Source organism: Vreelandella halophytica, from assembly GCF_968193635.1.
Window position 1 is genome coordinate 2488304 of record NZ_OZ309107.1, and the last position, 16315, is coordinate 2504618.

At 59.4% G+C, this 16315-nt stretch carries 17 protein-coding genes; 4 read left to right on the top strand and 13 right to left on the bottom strand.

Annotation, left to right across the window (positions count from 1 at the left end):
• Positions 1 to 8: 8 nt before the first annotated feature.
• The 6 genes from ACWHXT_RS11455 to ACWHXT_RS11480 all read right to left on the bottom strand — a co-directional run bounded on the left by ACWHXT_RS11455 (position 9) and on the right by ACWHXT_RS11480 (position 7464).
• Positions 9 to 638, bottom strand: coding sequence for a helix-turn-helix domain-containing protein (locus tag ACWHXT_RS11455; RefSeq protein ID WP_447955936.1), 630 nt, complete (start codon positions 636 to 638; stop codon positions 9 to 11).
• Positions 638 to 2065, bottom strand: coding sequence for an HlyD family type I secretion periplasmic adaptor subunit (locus ACWHXT_RS11460; protein ID WP_447955937.1), 1428 nt, complete (start codon positions 2063 to 2065; stop codon positions 638 to 640). The genes ACWHXT_RS11455 and ACWHXT_RS11460 overlap by 1 nt, the downstream gene beginning before the upstream one ends.
• Positions 2065 to 4239, bottom strand: a complete 2175-nt coding sequence (locus ACWHXT_RS11465) for a type I secretion system permease/ATPase (RefSeq protein ID WP_447955938.1) — start codon at positions 4237 to 4239, stop codon at positions 2065 to 2067. The genes ACWHXT_RS11460 and ACWHXT_RS11465 overlap by 1 nt, the downstream gene beginning before the upstream one ends.
• Before the next feature lie 324 nt (positions 4240 to 4563).
• Entirely contained in the window at positions 4564 to 6069 is a 1506-nt protein-coding gene (locus tag ACWHXT_RS11470) for a TolC family outer membrane protein (protein WP_447955939.1), read from the bottom strand.
• 253 nt (positions 6070 to 6322) lie between these two features.
• Positions 6323 to 7198 carry a DMT family transporter gene (locus ACWHXT_RS11475; protein ID WP_447955940.1) on the bottom strand — a complete coding sequence of 292 codons (876 nt, stop codon included), beginning with the start codon at positions 7196 to 7198 and terminating at the stop codon, positions 6323 to 6325.
• The gene (locus ACWHXT_RS11480; RefSeq protein ID WP_447926448.1) at positions 7195 to 7464 is read right to left on the bottom strand and encodes a SelT/SelW/SelH family protein; all 270 of its coding nucleotides are present in this window, start codon (positions 7462 to 7464) and stop codon (positions 7195 to 7197) included. Before ACWHXT_RS11480 ends, ACWHXT_RS11475 begins: the two co-directional genes overlap by 4 nt.
• Positions 7465 to 7545: 81 nt before the next feature.
• Between ACWHXT_RS11480 and ACWHXT_RS11485 the strand changes: the two genes are divergently transcribed.
• The 4 genes from ACWHXT_RS11485 to ettA all read left to right on the top strand — a co-directional run bounded on the left by ACWHXT_RS11485 (position 7546) and on the right by ettA (position 11622).
• Positions 7546 to 8859 (top strand): MFS transporter, encoded by a 1314-nt coding sequence (locus ACWHXT_RS11485; RefSeq protein WP_447955941.1) that lies wholly within the window; start codon positions 7546 to 7548, stop codon positions 8857 to 8859.
• Between the two features lie 171 nt (positions 8860 to 9030).
• Positions 9031 to 9465, top strand: coding sequence for a PAS domain-containing protein (locus tag ACWHXT_RS11490; protein WP_447926450.1), 435 nt, complete (start codon positions 9031 to 9033; stop codon positions 9463 to 9465).
• A gap of 146 nt (positions 9466 to 9611) precedes the next feature.
• Positions 9612 to 9818 (top strand): PA3496 family putative envelope integrity protein, encoded by a 207-nt coding sequence (locus ACWHXT_RS11495; protein ID WP_447529291.1) that lies wholly within the window; start codon positions 9612 to 9614, stop codon positions 9816 to 9818.
• Between the two features lie 142 nt (positions 9819 to 9960).
• A complete protein-coding gene (gene ettA / locus ACWHXT_RS11500; protein ID WP_447926451.1) occupies positions 9961 to 11622 on the top strand; it encodes an energy-dependent translational throttle protein EttA in 1662 nt (553 codons plus the stop codon).
• Positions 11623 to 11699: 77 nt separating this feature from the next.
• Here ettA and ACWHXT_RS11505 read toward each other — a convergent pair whose 3' ends face one another.
• The 7 genes from ACWHXT_RS11505 to phaR form a co-directional block, all read right to left on the bottom strand.
• On the bottom strand, positions 11700 to 11858 hold the full coding sequence (locus ACWHXT_RS11505; protein ID WP_447893793.1) for a DUF1328 domain-containing protein: 159 nt from the start codon (positions 11856 to 11858) through the stop codon (positions 11700 to 11702).
• Positions 11859 to 12024: 166 nt separating this feature from the next.
• Entirely contained in the window at positions 12025 to 12654 is a 630-nt protein-coding gene (locus tag ACWHXT_RS11510) for a 3-demethoxyubiquinol 3-hydroxylase (RefSeq protein WP_447955942.1), read from the bottom strand.
• Between the two features lie 47 nt (positions 12655 to 12701).
• On the bottom strand, positions 12702 to 13043 hold the full coding sequence (locus tag ACWHXT_RS11515) for a histidine triad nucleotide-binding protein (RefSeq protein ID WP_447926453.1): 342 nt from the start codon (positions 13041 to 13043) through the stop codon (positions 12702 to 12704).
• 97 nt (positions 13044 to 13140) lie between these two features.
• Positions 13141 to 14013: a phosphoribulokinase gene (locus ACWHXT_RS11520; RefSeq protein WP_447955943.1), complete on the bottom strand. Its 873-nt coding sequence runs from the start codon at positions 14011 to 14013 to the stop codon at positions 13141 to 13143.
• On the bottom strand, positions 14013 to 14450 hold the full coding sequence (locus ACWHXT_RS11525) for a thioesterase family protein (RefSeq protein ID WP_447926455.1): 438 nt from the start codon (positions 14448 to 14450) through the stop codon (positions 14013 to 14015). The genes ACWHXT_RS11520 and ACWHXT_RS11525 overlap by 1 nt, the downstream gene beginning before the upstream one ends.
• Before the next feature lie 29 nt (positions 14451 to 14479).
• Entirely contained in the window at positions 14480 to 15772 is a 1293-nt protein-coding gene (purD, locus tag ACWHXT_RS11530) for a phosphoribosylamine--glycine ligase (protein WP_447955944.1), read from the bottom strand.
• A 66-nt stretch (positions 15773 to 15838) separates the two neighbouring features.
• Positions 15839 to 16300: a polyhydroxyalkanoate synthesis repressor PhaR gene (gene phaR / locus ACWHXT_RS11535; RefSeq protein WP_447926457.1), complete on the bottom strand. Its 462-nt coding sequence runs from the start codon at positions 16298 to 16300 to the stop codon at positions 15839 to 15841.
• Between the last annotated feature and the right edge of the window lie 15 nt (positions 16301 to 16315).

Consider the following 16315-nt stretch of genomic DNA (forward strand, 5'->3'; position numbering starts at 1 on the left):
GCGACTATTTACCCAAAGGAGCGGGCTTCAGCATCGGCGGCGAGCTTCAGCATCAATTGTAGCCGGTCGCGCACCGCCAGCTTCTTGAAAATCGCGCTTAGATGCGCTTTGACCGTGCGCTCGCTGATATCCAGCTGGCGGGCGATCTCCTTGTTACTCGCTCCGCTTGAAACCGCCTGGGCTACCGCTCGCTCGCGCTCGGTCAATAAGGCTAAATGCTGGTTTGAAAGCCCCCGTTCGGCGCCGCTTCGCTGCTGAAGTGCTTGGGCGGAGCCGCCCAAAACCCTGGACAGAAGCGACTGCCCCGCCCAAATGCCGTGATTGGTGACCACCAGCGCCACCTGCTCGAGCATCGCCGATGCGGAAAGCGTATGCGCGTAGCCGCGGGCGCCGTGGTCGAGGGCCTGCAGAGCCTCACGGTCGTCGGCGGCGTAGCTCAACACCACCACCACGGCGCCTTTTTGCGTAATCGTGCCAATCTGCGCTTGCCAGTCGTTGACCGTGGTGACCAGCCATACCACATCGCCGGTATCGACGGCGCCAAGCCCGCTATCCGGGGTAAGCGCTGCGGCACCGGGGAACGCTTCCTGCCAGCGCGCCTTCAATATCCCATCCGCCGTTAAAAATAGATGTTTCATTAGCGCTCTCCCATTGAGTCACGCCACGCTCTTAAAACGGGCTTGAGCAAAAACTGCATGACCGTTCGTTTGCCCGTCACTATATCGACTTGCGCGGTCATGCCAGGAATGACCTGCAGCCGCTGCGCCACGTTCTCGTCTTGCAAACTACGCACCCGTACCAGATAGAAGGTGTTGCCATCATCATCGGTAATCGTATCGGCGCTGATATGCTCGAGTTCGGCTTGAAGCCCGCCATAAATGGCGTAGTCGTAGGCGGTTAATTTGATAGTGGAGGCCTGCCCCGGGTGCAAGAAGGCGATATCCTGGGGCGCAATACGCGCCTCGACCAGCAGTTGATCATCGCTTGGAATAATTTCGACCACTTCTTGCCCGGGCTGGGCGACCCCACCGATGGTGTTGATGTGAATACGCTGGATGACACCATCCACTGGCGAGCGAATTTCGGTTAGCCGTACGCGGTCCTGCAAACCGGTGCCCGACTGCTGAAGCGCGTTCAGATCGCCCACGGTTTGCGCCAGATTGCTGCGCCACTCGCTGCGTCGTTCGGCGCTTAGTTCGCGAAGCTGGGTCTGCGACTCTTCGACCGCCGCCTGAAGCCGCGCTACCGAAGCGTCCGCCTGATTGCGCTCGCCGGTCGCCCGGGACACCTCGCGCTCGAGGCGCAATACTTCCACTTCCGATACCGCGCCCGACGAAAGTAGCGGCCGCGTCAGGTTCAGCTCCTGGCTTGCCATACTGGCTTCACGCCCGGCGGTGTCGCGACGGGCCTGGGCTTCTCTTAGCTCTTCCCGGCGCTGGCGAACGCGGTCCTCCAGTACGTTCTCCTGCTCGCGAAGCTCTTCGATACTGCTCTCGTAGGCTTCGCGCTCCTGAGACACGATCCCGGGCACTTCTTGACGAAGCTCCTCAGAAGGTTCGAATTCGGTGCCGGTCGCCAGCGCGCGAAGCCGCTCGCTACGCGCTTCGAGCGCGTAGCGCTGAGCGCGGTTTTCGCGAAAATCGGAGACAAACCGGGTAGGGTCGATCTGCATGAGCACTTCGCCAGCGCTAACGACCTGGCCTTCGCGCACGTTGATCTGCTCGACCACGCCGCCATCAAAGGACTGAATACGCTGAAGGTGACTTGCGGGGATTACCCGGCCGGTACCTCGGGTCACTTCGTCGATCTGGGCGAAGTACGCCCACACCAGCACGGCAATAAACGCAAGCAAGGTGACGTAGAGAAAGAGCCGCGCGCGAATGGGCTCTTGCTGCATACGCGCCCAGTCGGTATCGCTTGCCCAGTCCCGGTTGAGGTGGGCAGAACTTACCCGGCGGGCGAACAGCCGGTCCATAAAAGGGCGAAAGGGCTTTTGGCCCTTCTCAGAGAAACGGCCGATCGCTTCGAACCCTTTTTGCTCGGTGGTAGAGGACTTTTTCGCCATTATGAGGCCCTCCCGATCTGCCCGTTGCGTAGCGCCTCGACCACGCTATCCCGCGGGCCATCGGCCACGACCTTACCCGCATCCATCACGATGATGCGGTCGACCAGCGACAGTAGCGAGGTACGGTGGGTCACCACCAGCACGGTTTTCCCCTCGGAAATGCGGGTCAGGTTCGCCTTGAACGTCTCTTCACTGGCGTTATCCATAGCGCTGGTGGGCTCATCGAGCAGCAGCACCGGCGGGTCTTGTACCACGGCGCGGGCAATGGCGACCGCCTGCTTCTGCCCGCCGGAAAGCGCCTGGCCGCGCTCACCCACCTGTAAATCCACCCCTTGAGGATGGCTGTTCACCAAGGATTCGAGCCCGGCGATTTTGATCGCCCGTAACAACGCATGATCGTCGACCCGGTCACTTCCGCCGCCGGCCACGATATTGTCGCGAAGCGAGCCGGCAAAAAGGCTTACCTCTTGCGGCACGTAGCCGATATGGCGCCTTAACTGCAGCGGATCCAACTGCCGGATATCCACGCCATCGAGCATCACCGCGCCAGCGCTTGGCTGATAGAACCCCAAAAGCAGCTTGTTGAGCGACGACTTGCCACAGCCGACACGCCCCAGAAGCGCGACCTTTTCGCCCTCCTTGATCGTCATCGACACGTCACGTAGCGCATCGCGCTCTTCGTTGGGGTAGCGCAACGTGACTTTTTCGAGCTGAAGGTGGCCGGCCACACTCGGTTTCTCGACGTAGGCTTTGCCTTCGTGGCGCTCCTCTTTTTTCTCCATGACCCGATTGAGCGACTCGAGCGCCGTAGAGGACTGATGGTACTGGGCCAGCAGCGCGGCGGCCTGGCTAATCGGCGCCATCGCCCGGGAAGAGAGCATGTAGCTTGCAATCAGCCCGCCCTGGGTCAGGTTGCCTTCGATGATTTGATAGACCCCCACGATGATGACGCATACCGCCACGCTGTTCTGCGCCCAGAGCGCCACGCTCGACACCGAAGAGCTGACCAGCTTTAGCTGCGCGCCGGTGCGCGATAAAAAGGCCGACGCTTTTTCCCAATGACGCTGAATGCGGCTCTCGGCGCGCAGCGCCTTGACGTTCTCGAGCTGAGACACCGACTCGACCAACAGCGCGTTGCGCTGGGCCCCCACCTCCCAGGTGGTTTCGGAGAGCTGGTGCAGCTTGCCCTGCGCGCCCAGCGCGTACAGCAGTACAAAGAGGATCCCCACGATAACCGGCAACACAAGCCACGGATTGATGAGCGCGATGATACCCACGAACATGAGCACGAAAGGCAGATCGACGATACCGACGATGGTGGCCGAACCAATAAAGGCGCGTACCGATTCGAACGACTGCAGCGTCGATGTAAACGAGCCCGTAGACGCCGGGCGCTCTTCAAGGCGCATCCCCAGCACCTTCGCCATGATCGCCGAGGAGAGCTTCACGTCCGCCCGGCTTGCCGCTAAATCGACAAAGGCGCTGCGCATTAGACGAAGCGCCAAATCGAAGCACAGCACGATAAACACGCCCGCCGCCATCACCCAAAGAGTCTCGGTTGCCTGGTTGGGCACCACGCGATCATAGACGTTAAGGATGAAAAGCGGCATGGCCAGCGCAAAGACGTTGATCGCAATCGACCCGCTGATGATGTCGCGGTAAAGCCGGCGGTTTTCCTTGATGACGCCCCAGAACCAGTGCTGGTCGCGCTTTTTCTTGACGCCGGGTTCAGTGCTGTTGTCAGCCTGAAACCTGGGCCGGACATAAATCGCCTCGCCGCTGTACCCACCGTTGAGCTCGTCGAGCGCCACCTCGACGGCGGACTCGGAAAGCTCCGGGAAGATGACGCTGGCTTTTTGCTGGTGAGTGTCCAGTGCCAAAAGCACACAAGCGCGCCCCGGCTCCAGCAGGAGCACGGCGGGAAAAAGCGAAGGATTGAGCCCCAGCAAAGGACTTTTAACGATGCGCGCCGTCAGGCCAGCACGGTGCGCGGCGCGGCCAAAAACCGACGGGGTGAGGTTCCCTTGCTCCAAAGGCAGCCCCGCCTTGAGCGCCTCCGAAGATACCTCGTGCTGATGATAGGAGGCGATCGCTTTCAAGCATTCAAGAAGCTCATCGCCCGCGCGCTCGTGAGATTGGGTACTGGTAGAGACGACCTGCTTTTGCTGAGCCACTAAAACCTAATCTCCTATCCGTCGGTTTACCGCGAGGTCGAGTCATCACTGAAAAGTGAAACATCGAGCGCTCAACGCCAGGTACTTTACACCCCCACCCAACGCCCTGATTTTTTGAGCCATCTCGCTATATTTAATCTTAAAGTGCTCTTTTCAAAGGCCGCAAAAAGACACGCCAATCCGTTTATTTCCCTCGAAGACCGAAAGCTTTCAGCGGCGTTAAGGCCCACTGATCACTCGGGTAGAGAAAAAGCCGCAAACCGGTACACGGCGGGGTGTGCAGTGTACCGGCCATACGTACAAAGGATTAGCGCTGGGCGCTGGTTACTCTGCCGGATACGCCGTCGGGTAATCCGTGGAAGAGGCCGAAATACCCCGTGTAAAGTCTTCAAGCGTAAAGCCACTGGGGCCGTTAACGGCACAGGTATCGGCGGAGCTTAGCGTCGTACCTTCATAGTCGAGCTCCGCAAGGCTTGGGATGTCGTCACGGGTCACGTTGAGGGTTTGCATGAGCTGGCCCATCGACGCCAGTGTACGCGCGTGAGCAAGGGTCAAATCAAACTCGGCGTTGGCGTAGGCGCGGCTGGCTTCGAAGTACTCGTTCTCACTGTCGAGAACGTCCAACAAGGTGCGCTGACCGATATCGAACTGCTGCTGATAGGCACCCCGCACGCGGTCAATGGACTGACGGTGCTCGTTGAGGTAGCTAAGCTGTTCGCGCAGACGCTGGGTATCGTTATAGGCGATCTGTGTGGTTTGGCGCACGTTGGTACAGGCAAGCTCGCGCTGGCTCTGCGCCTGTTCGATCCGCGAAGCGGCCGCGTCGAAGGTTGCCCGGTCCGCCCCACCCCGGTAAAGATTCATGCTCGCCACGAGCTGAATGCTGTGTTCGTCGCTACGCCCGGTGAGATTATCATCGTTATTGGTGCCGGTACGTCCTTGAATATCCAGGCGCGGCATATAACCGGCGCGTGCGCTTTCCTGCTCGGCACGGGCCACGGCGATATTCTCCATCGCCGCCTGGAAATCCGGGTTACCTTCGAAGGCCATTCTAACGGCCTGAGCTACATCCGCCGGCAAATCCGCCGCCAGCGAAGGTACCGGCGTCATGTTTTGCGCGGGAAGCTCACCGACGACACGCTGATAGCGCGCGGTCACATCGTGAAGATTGGACGCTTCCGACATCAGGTTGGATTCGGCGAGCGCCAGACGGCCGCTGATTTGCTCCAGGTCGACCCCGCGCCCGGCGCCGGAAAGCGTGCGCTCTTCGATCTGACCGAAAACGCGCTGGTGCTGGCGGTAATTATCCTGGGCCAGGCGCACCAGCTCACGATAGCGAAGGACGTCGATATAGCTGCCAAATGCCTCGAGCGCGACCTCTTCGCTTGCGCCCAAAAGCTCGAAATAAGCGACCAGGCGGGCCCGGTCCAGGCGCTCCACGTCACTGCGGGTCGCAAAACCGTCAAAGACCATTTGCGACAGCGTCAGCTCGGCAAAATCGCTGCTGTAGCTGCCTCGCCCGTCGTTTTCCCGGTCCTGACGCCCTACCCCGGCGCGCACATCAATCGTCGGCAAGTAACCACCCTGGGCGGCCCGGATATCGCTTGCCGACGCGTTGAAATTCGCCCAGGCCGCGTTGACCTGCGGGTTGGTGATGATGGTTTGTTGAATGGCGCTCGGCAAATCCGTGGACCCCGGCGCGTAGAGGCTGGCAGGTAGCGACTGCGCTAGCGCAGAAAGCGGCAGACACGCAAGCGTTGTTAACGTAATGGGGCGAAACGCACGCGCTGAAAACAGATACTTTAATTTCATTGTTACGTTGTCTTTCATATCCATGGATCCCTGTTGAGCGTTCCACTCTTACGATGAAACTCTTGCGATGACATCGTGGCGTACTCTGCCACTTCTCCGGCACCTGTTTGTTGCGCGGCGTCAAGATCTGGCGCTTGGCTTATGATTCTACGACCGGAAAGAGCAGCCTCGATAACCTGGCTTAAGTTAATAGCATTAACGATTAAGGCAACATATCAGAACAAAAGTCACAAAACTTTACAATAAGAATCTAAAAAACACGTTCTTTTAATCAGTCTTTTTCACCACTTTGTACCTGCTGCAAGGCAAGACCGCCTAAAATCAGCCCAAGCCCCGCGAAAGTAGATACCAAAAGCGGCTCTCCCACGACCACGTGCAGCAACAAAAGCGATACCGGCGGCGAGAGAAAAATCAGGTTGGACACCTTGGCCGTTCGCGACACCTTGTGCACCGCCACCTGCCAGAATATGAAGGCGATCCCCATCTCAAAAAGGCCGACGTAGACACCGGCGCCCAATGCAGGCAAGCCGTGCCACTGCACCCCCGGACCTAAAAGTAGTAGAAACGTCAGCACTGGCAAGCCAATACTAAAATTTTGCCACTGACCGACCAACGGCTCCCGCGCATCGCGGGCGTTCAAAAGCCAGTAAAGCGCCCAGATAAGCGTGGAACAAAGCGCCAGCACGACGCCCAGCGGATCTTCGAACGCCAGATTGAAAACCTGCCCGCGCGTTGCAATGACCCACACACCGGCGTAGGCCACGCCGCCCGCCGCCACGTCCCATCGCGTCAAGCGCTGGCCCAGAAGGGGCACGGCCAAAAGTGCCATGGCCAGCCCCCAGGTATAGTTGAGCGCCATGGCCTCCTGGCCTGGCAAACGGTCGTAGGCGGCAAACAGTACCAGGTAATAGGCCACCGGGTTCATCAGCCCGGCCCAGGCCGCGGTTTTCCACCCGCTTTGCAGCTTGCCAATGTGACCACGCTTGATGACCAGCGCCCCCATCAGTATCCAGGAGACCAGCGCGGCGATCCACATAAGCTCCAGCGGGCTCATATAACCCAACGCTACCTTGAAGGCCGTCGCCACCGTCGACCAAAGCGCAACCGCCCCTAACCCGAATGCGATTGCCTGGCGGTCCTGATTCATCGGTCGATATGCCCAAGATCCCGGGCCGGGTCGATCCTGTCGCGCACGCGTTTTTTGAGTTCCTTGCTATCCGGGAAGCCGTCATCACGCTTGCGCTCCCAGATCAACTCGTCGTCGCACCAGATCTCGAACGTGCCACCGTGGGAAGGCGACAGCGCCACTTCATCGAGCTGCTCGCCAAAGGTTGAAAGAAGCTCCTGAGCGTACCAGGCACTGCGTAGAAGCCACTGACATTGCGTGCAGTAGCGGATATGTAGTCGCGGCATTGTGTCGGCCTCGAGTGCTTTAACCTGCGGTGATAAAACGGCATTCTGGCACCTTGTATTAATAACTGCCAAGGAACCGCGATGGCCGAGCAGCCCATTTCCCAAACCCGACTATTCGAATGGTTGACCGGCGATGACGATAGCCGAATGTGTCAGGACATACCGGAACAGGCGTGCCACGAGCAGCCGCGCAACTTCTTTTTGCATCTGTTTGCAGCGCTAGGCAATAAGCTGGCCGACGAGCTCTCGAGCGCACGGCTGGTGCTCCCCTGGCTCATGGGCCTCATGGGCGCGCCGATATGGATGGTCGGGTTTTTGGTTCCCATCCGTGAAGCCGGCGCCCTGCTTCCGCAGATATTCGTGGCCGGTTTCATCAGGCCCCAACCCAGGCGCAAATGGATATGGGCCGCCGGGGCCGTGCTTCAAGGGGTGTGCGCGTTCTGTTTAGCGTTACTGGCCCTTTGGGGCAGTGGCTCGCTGGGTGGGGCACTGGTGCTCGGCGTGCTGGTGCTGCTTTCACTCGCCCGGGGCATTTCTTCCATTGCCACCAAGGATGTAATGGGTAAAACCATCGCCAAACGCCGCCGCGGCACGCTCATGGGCTATAGCGGTAGCGTCGCCGGCGCCGCCACCCTCGCCGCCGGCGGCGTACTGATGCTGTTTAACGAAAGCCCCGGCCAGTGGGCGCTGGCCACGCTGCTCGCCGTCGCAGCCTTTGGCTGGCTACTCAACGCCTTTTGCGTGGCGCGCATCAAGGAAGAACCCGGCGCGGTAGAGGGCGGAGAAAATGCCTGGCAGAGCATCAAGTACGGGTTTTCGCTTTTAAAAACCGACCGCACCTTTTTACACTTCAACGTTTCCCGCGCGTTATTGCTCTCGAGCGCCCTGGCGCTACCCTACATCGCGCTGCTCGGCCAACAGCAAAGCGGTACCGGCCTGGGCAGTCTGGGCTTTTTGGTCGTCGTATCGGGGCTGGCAGCGATGGTTGCCAGCCCGGTATGGGGCAGGCTTGCCGACCAATCCAGCCGCCGCGTCATGGGCTACGCCGCCCTGGGCACGACGCTTTGCTGCCTGCTGGGCGCAAGCCTTGTGTGGGTGGGCGGTGAATGGACGCAAAGCATCGTGCCCTACGCCGTCGTCTATGCGCTGCTGGTGATCATTCACCATGGCGTGCGCCTTGGCCGCAAGACTTACCTGGTCGATATCGCCAATCAGGATAATCGTGCGCTTTACGTGGCGCTCTCCAATACGCTGACCGGTGTCTTGATGCTTGCCGTGGGGGGCCTGGTGGGCGCACTGGCGCAGTGGCTAGGCAGTGCCCTACTGCTGCTCGTACTGGCATTCACGGCATTTTGCGCCATACTCAGCGCCTACCGGCTGCCCGAGGTCGAATGAGCCCTCCCAGGCGCGCATTGGCGTGCCTGCTCATTGGATAAGAGAGGATAATTTGCCACCGCCAGCGTTGCTGCCTATGTTAATGCTGTTTGGCGTGTTTAAGTACCGTTGATTCCCGCGCTGACGTACAGCGCCATGGCAACGGAAGAGCGATTAGCAACAGGATTTTTTATGAAACGATCTCCTTTAATCAACCCTGAATTACTCGAGCGCATTGTAGATGCATCCGACGACGGCATCGTCGTGTCCGAGCAGGAAGGCGATGAAAATATTCTCATCTATGTCAATAAAGGTTTTGAACGCCTGACGGGCTACACCGCCGATGAAATTCTTTATCGGGACTGTCGCTTTCTGCAAAACGATGACCGCGACCAGGACGCCCTTGACCGGATCCGCGAGGCGCTCAAAAGCGGTCGCCCCTCTCGCGAGGTGCTGCGCAACTACCGCAAGGACGGCACCATGTTCTGGAACGAGCTCTCCATCACGCCGGTATTCGATGAAAGCGATAACCTGATGTATTGCGTCGGCGTTCAAAAAGACGTCTCCGAGCGCGTCGAAGCCCAACGGGCCCTTTCTGATCTGCAAAAACAGCAGGAAAGCGCCTGATCCACCCCGCCTGCATTTAAAGCTTGAACTTCAATCCAAGCGGCGTTATACAGCGCCTAAGCGCAGTGGTGCGCTGGGCGCTTAGCCAACGTTTAGCGCTAAGCCTATAAAACGCCGGTACGCCGGCTTGGGTTGGAGGGCATCTCATGAGCCGTGACCCCTTGAATCGCGATACGTTTAGCACTGCAAATCTAGAGGCCGACGATTTCGAAAGCCTGGATGCGGTCAACGACGAGCAGTACGGCAAGCAAAAGCCCAGCAAGGGCGATACCCTGCGCGCACGCCGCCAGGTAGAGGCCTGGCTTGAAGAGCGTAATCTCAAGCGGGCTATCGAAGACGACTGGAACGACTAGGGCAAGAGCGCCCTTTTAGCGTCTTCACGGCACTAAGCGATCATGTTGGCCGCCCTCTTTCTGGCCTTTACTCGCTTAGGGCACTATCATTTACGCCCGCATCTTTTTTTGATCACCCTGTTCAACAACCTAACGGATTTCCATGGCGCAATACGTATTCACCATGAACCGGGTTGGCAAAGTCGTGCCGCCCAAAAAACAAATTCTCAAGGATATCTCGCTGTCGTTTTTCCCTGGCGCCAAGATCGGCGTGCTGGGTTTGAACGGCGCGGGTAAATCCACACTGCTGCGCATTATGGCCGGTGTCGATACAGAGTTTGAAGGTGAAGCTCGCCCGATGCCTGGCATTAACGTGGGTTACCTCCCTCAGGAGCCGCAGCTCGACGACGAGAAAAACGTTCGCGACACCGTCGAAGAGGCCCTGGGCGAGCTAAAAGCCGCTCAGGAGAAACTCGATGCAGTCTACGCAGCCTACGCCGAGCCCGACGCGGACTTCGACGCCCTGGCAAGCGAGCAGGCGCGCCTGGAGAACATGATCGAGGCCGCGGACGCGCACAACATCGAGCGCAAGCTGGAAGTGGCCGCCGAAGCCCTTCGCCTGCCGCCCTGGGAGGCGAAAGTAGGCACTCTCTCCGGCGGTGAGCGCCGCCGTGTCGCCCTTTGCCGCTTGCTGCTTTCCAACCCGGACATGCTGCTGCTCGACGAGCCCACCAACCACCTGGACGCCGAGTCCGTGGCCTGGCTCGAGCGCTTTTTGCACGACTACAGCGGCACCGTCGTGGCGATCACCCACGACCGCTACTTCCTGGACAACGTGGCGGGCTGGATTCTCGAGCTCGACCGCGGCCAGGGCATTCCTTTCGAAGGCAACTACTCCCAGTGGCTCGAGCAAAAAGAGCAGCGCCTGACCCAGGAAGCCAAACAGGAAGCCTCGCGCCAGAAAGCGATCAAGCAGGAACTCGAGTGGGTACGCAGTAACGCCAAGGGCCGTCAGGCCAAGAGCAAGGCGCGTCTCAACCGCTTCGAAGAAATGCAGTCCGGCGACTTCCAAAAGCGTAACGAAACCAACGAGATCTATATTCCACCCGGCCCGCGCCTGGGGGACAAGGTCATCGAGTTTCACAACGTGACCAAGCGCTTCGACGACAAGCTCCTCTACCAGGATCTTTCCTTTACCGTACCGCCGGGCGCGATCATTGGTATCGTCGGCGGCAACGGCGCGGGTAAATCGACGCTGTTCAAGCTGATCACCGGCAAAGAGCAGCCCGACGAAGGCGAAGTGGTCATCGGTAACACGGTCGATATCGCCTACGTCGAACAGCTGCGCGACGCTCTGGACGACAAACAGACCGTCTGGGAAGCCGTCTCCGATGGTCAGGATATCCTGAACATCAACGGCTACGAGGTGTCCTCCCGCGCCTACGTGGGTCGCTTCAACTTCAAGGGCAACGACCAGCAAAAACGCCTCAGCGAGCTTTCCGGCGGCGAACGCGGTCGCCTGCAGTTGGCGCAAACGCTCAAGCAAGGCGCCAACGTTCTGCTGCTCGATGAGCCATCGAACGACCTGGATATCGAAACCCTACGCGCCCTGGAAGAGGCACTGCTCGCCTTCCCGGGCTGTGCGATCGTGATCTCTCACGACCGCTGGTTTTTGGACCGGATCGCTACGCACATCCTGGCCTTCGAAGGCGAATCGGAAGTGGTGTTCTTCGACGGTAACTACACCGACTACGAAGAAGACCACAAAAAACGCGTCGGCAACGACACGCCCAAGCGGATGAAGTACAAGCGTATCGACGCCTGAGCACCGGTTTTTTGTACGAAGTCGTGGCACAAAAAAGCCCCTGTAAAGGGGCTTTTTTTATACCTGCACCCAGCGCGCTATCGGCGCCGGCCGGTAAACAGCGAAACGAGAAAAAGGATCAAAAAGAGTACGAACAGTACCTGGGCAATCGTAGAGGCCACCCCGGCAATGCCGGAAAAACCGAGTACCCCGGCGATGATCGCGATAATCAAAAAAAGCAGTGCGTTACCCAGCATTTTACGTCTCCTTTATTGCGGTGCCTTCCAACCGGCTTGCATCCCTGAAGCCGCCGCTCGCGCCAGCGGGTGCCTATGCGTTTTTTAACGTAGCCCGGTTGAGCCACGTTAAAGCGTATGCTCACACTCTTTAGAATTGGCCAACCAGTGCGGTTCGTCAAGCCGTTCAGGTATAGCGCGCCTTTTTGAGCGACGTAGTGCCCAGCAACCCCATCCCCCACTTGAGAGGCGCGGGAAAGCGCATACCGCCCGCTTCGATCGCCAACTGGGCGTGGTGGGTGTTGTCGGAGGCAACCTGGCGTATAAGCGTGCGGGAGCGATGATCCTCGGCAGGCAGATACGCCATTTGCTCGGTCACTTGACGGCCGATCAGCTCCTTGGCCGCCGCTACCATGCCCAGACCGAAGCGGTCGTTGATCAAACCGGTCATGATCCCAAGCCCCACCCCGGCCCCATAGTAAACCGGCATAAAGTAGCTGGTGCGGCTTTCGAGTTGCTCGAGACGCTGCTGGCACCACGCAAGATGATCGATTGCCTCGCGCTGGGAGTGGTCGATTTGCTGGCGCGCTTTGGGCAGCATGATAAGCCCTACCTGCCCCTGGCATAGCCCTTGAACCCCGGCGGTGGCCACATGCAGCACCCGTAGCGTACTGGCCGCGTGGCGACGCTCCAGCTCGCTAAGCGCCGCCTCAGGGGTCAAAGCCGAGGGATTGGCGCGCTGCGCTCCCTGGGTATTGGGAATCAGCGTGCGCAGCGCGCTATCGATATGTGAAATAAACCGATCCGATCGGCTCAAGTGGCGTTCCCGCATTGGCATGACCTCGTTTGATCCTGTCGCGCGCGTTAACCGGCCGGCCAGGTAAACTGCCGTCCGCCCATTAAATGCATATGGATATGATAGACCGTCTGCCCGCCCATGGCGTTGCAGTTCATCACCACGCGGTAGCCGTCTTCGGCAAACCCCTGCTCTTTGGCCAGGCGAGCTGCGGTATATTGAAGCCGCCCGACGACGGCCAGGTGATCCGGCTCGATATCGTTCAAGGTGGCGATATGCTGTTTGGGAATGATCAGTTGATGGGTGGGCGCCTTGGGGTCGATATCGTTGAACGCCAACACGTGCTCGTCTTCATAAACGATATCGGCAGGTATTTCGCGATTGATGATCTTGCAGAAAAGACACTCCATGACGTGCTCCTGTTATTCGTTGACTGTGTTGTTCGCGGCCAAGTCGATTGACTGACGTATTGAACGATGAGGCGTTGCTAACGAACCGTGCGCTTGCTTAGCGAAAGCGCCGCTGTGCCAGCAAATGGCGCAGTAGCGGTGCCAAAATGAGCTCCATGGCAAGCGACAGCCTCGCCCCGGGCACCACCAGGGTGTGCGGGCGCGTCATGAAGGCGTCCTTGACCATGGCCAAAAGCCAGGGAAAGTCCACCGTGGAAGGGTCGCGAAAGCGAATCACCACGAAGGACTCCGCGTCGGTGGGAATATCCTGCACCTCGAAAGGGTTGGAGGTATCCACCGTGGGTACGCGCTGGAAATTGATGTGCGTGCGCGAAAACTGCGGCTGAATATAACGAACGTAGTCGTCCATACGCCCCAAGATCGTATCGATCACCGCCTCCTGAGAGTAGCCACGCAGCTTGGTATCGCGGTCGATCTTTTGAATCCACTCGAGATTCATGGTGGGCGCCACGCCGATCAAAAGGTCGGCATGGCGAGCGATATCGTACTCCGGCGTTACCAGGCCACCGTGCAACCCCTCGTAGAAAAGCAGATCCGTCCCACAGGGTAGCGACTGCCACTCGGTAAAAGTACCGACGCGGTAACCGGCCTCGATCTTCTGCTTGTCTTCGGCGTGGATATAGTGGCGAAAGGTGCCCGAGCCGTGCTCGCCGTACTCGGCAAAAAGCCCCTCCAGGCGGTCGAGCAAATTGGCCTCGACGGCAAAGTGCGAGAGCTCGTCCTTGCGATCCGGCTCTTCGCGGAAAATACGCTGCAGATCATCACGGGTATAGCGGTGAAAGGCGTCGCCGTCGACGATCGCCGCGTGGATGTCCTCGCGCAAAAACATGCGCTCGAAGCTTCGCCGGACCGTGGTCGTGCCCGCCCCGGACGAGCCGGTGATCGCAATAATCGGATACTCACGCGACATTAGAGACCTCGGGCATGGGCGAGCGCACGTTTGACCTCTGCGGGCACCTCGACGGTTTGCCGGGCGGCCGTATCGACCAGCATCAGCGTGAGTTTGGCCGTCGCGACGCGCTGGTCTTGCGCATTCAAAACCCGGTGATACACCACAAGGGCCTTGCCTTCGGGCTCGGGAACGGCGGTTTCGATCGAAAGCACCTCGGGGAAGCACGCCTCACGCTGGTAAAGCACGGTCAAATCAGCCACGACACTTGGATAGCCCGCCAGATCCCACTCCGGGAACCCAAGTGCGGCCAACGCCTGGGCGCGCGCCTCGGCGATCAGCCCCACCAGCGCATCGTGGCCCAGGTGACGACCGTAGTTCATGTCCGTAATGCGCACCGACAAGGAGTGGCGGTGAATAATCGCTGCCTCAGGGAAATCCAGCGTGACGCGCTCCATAGCTCACTCCTTGATAAACGGCTGTAAAATTAGCGTGACTGCTCGCGTGCGATGGCCCGGTGCGCAATATCGCGACGATACTCGACATCTTGCCAGTGAATCTGCTTGACGCCCAGATAGGCCTTAACCTGGGCTTCCAGCACGCTCTCGCCAAGCGCTGTGACGCACAGCACACGCCCACCGGCGGTGGTGATTTCACCCTGCTCGTTTTGCGCGGTACCGGCGTGGAAGACCTTGCAGTGTCGCGTATCCGCTTCGTCAAGCCCGGTAATGACATCCCCCTTGCGGTAGCTATCGGGGTATCCGCCCGCAGCCATCACAACGCCCACCGCAGCGCGGCTGTCCCAGTGGCACTCAAAACCGGCCAGTTCGCCTTTCGCCCCGGCCAAACAAAGCGCGGCGAAGTCAGAGGTCAAGCGCATCATGATTGGCTGGGTTTCCGGGTCACCGAAGCGGCAGTTGTACTCGATCACTTTCGGGTTGCCGGCCTCGTCGATCATCAGGCCTGCGTACAAAAACCCGGTGTAGGCGTTGCCCTCATCGCGCATGCCGTGCACCGTGGGCAAAATCACCTGCTCCATGATTCGCGCGTCGATCTCCGGTGTGACCACCGGTGCCGGCGAGTAGGCGCCCATGCCGCCGGTATTCGGGCCGGTATCGCCGTCGAAGGCACGCTTATGATCCTGGCTGGTGGCCATGGGTACGACGTTCTCGCCGTCGACCATGACGATAAAGCTCGCTTCTTCGCCCTCGAGAAACTCCTCGATGACCACCCGCGCGCCGGCATCACCGAAGGCGTTGGCTTCGAGCATATCGCGAACCGCCGCCGTGGCTTCCGCCTCGCTCATGGCAACGATCACCCCCTTGCCCGCGGCCAGGCCGTCGGCCTTGATGACGATCGGTGCGCCGACCTCGGCCAGGTAGTCGAGCGCGTCGTCGACCCGGGTAAAGGTTTGATAGGCAGCGGAAGGGATTTGATGGCGGGCGAGGAAATCCTTGGTGAAGGATTTGGAGCCTTCGAGCTGGGCCGCCGCCTGGGTAGGGCCGAAAATGGCAAGCCCGGCCTGTTGGAAGCGGTCCACCACGCCAATGACCAGTGGCGCCTCGGGCCCCACGACGGTCAGCGCGATGTTTTCACGCTGGGCAAACGCCAGCAGGCCATCGATATCGGTGGCCTCGATGGCCACGTTTTCAAGCGAGGGCTCCCGGGCAGTCCCCGCATTGCCGGGCGCGACGAACACCTTCGTTACCTGTGCCGACTGCGCGAGTTTCCACGCCAGGGCGTGCTCTCGCCCGCCGCCACCTATCATCAAAACGTTCATGTCTTTCCTTATCGAGCGGATGCGTTACCTGGGCGCATTATGCCACAGCAAACCTGTAGCGTGGCGCTAGGAGCGCTCGTTATCATTGTCGTCATCCGCCGGCCCTGGCTTATTCAGCGCGCTTTGCCAAAAACGCATGTTCTCCTCGGCAAGCTCGCGCATTAGCTCCATGGGCGAGTTTTTGAGCGCTTGCTGCCACTGGTTTTGCATCCGCTTTTGCTGCTGCAGCATCAGTTGAGTGCCCTGCTCCAGATAGCGCGACAGCGGCAGCGGCGACGACATATCGTAGACACGAATCAGCTGCGCTAAAAGATCGTTGGAAAAAACCTCGGAATCATTATCGGCCTGCTCCTGTTCGATGATGATCGATAACAGAATCGTCCGCGTCAGGTCCTCACCGCTTTTGGCGTCCTCGACGCGGAATGGCTCTTCGTCGATAATCAACCGCCGCAGGTCTTCAAGCGTTACGTACCGGCTTTGCTGAGTATCGTACAATCGCCGGTTGGCATATTTGCGAATCACGCGCACAGCGCATCTCCTTAA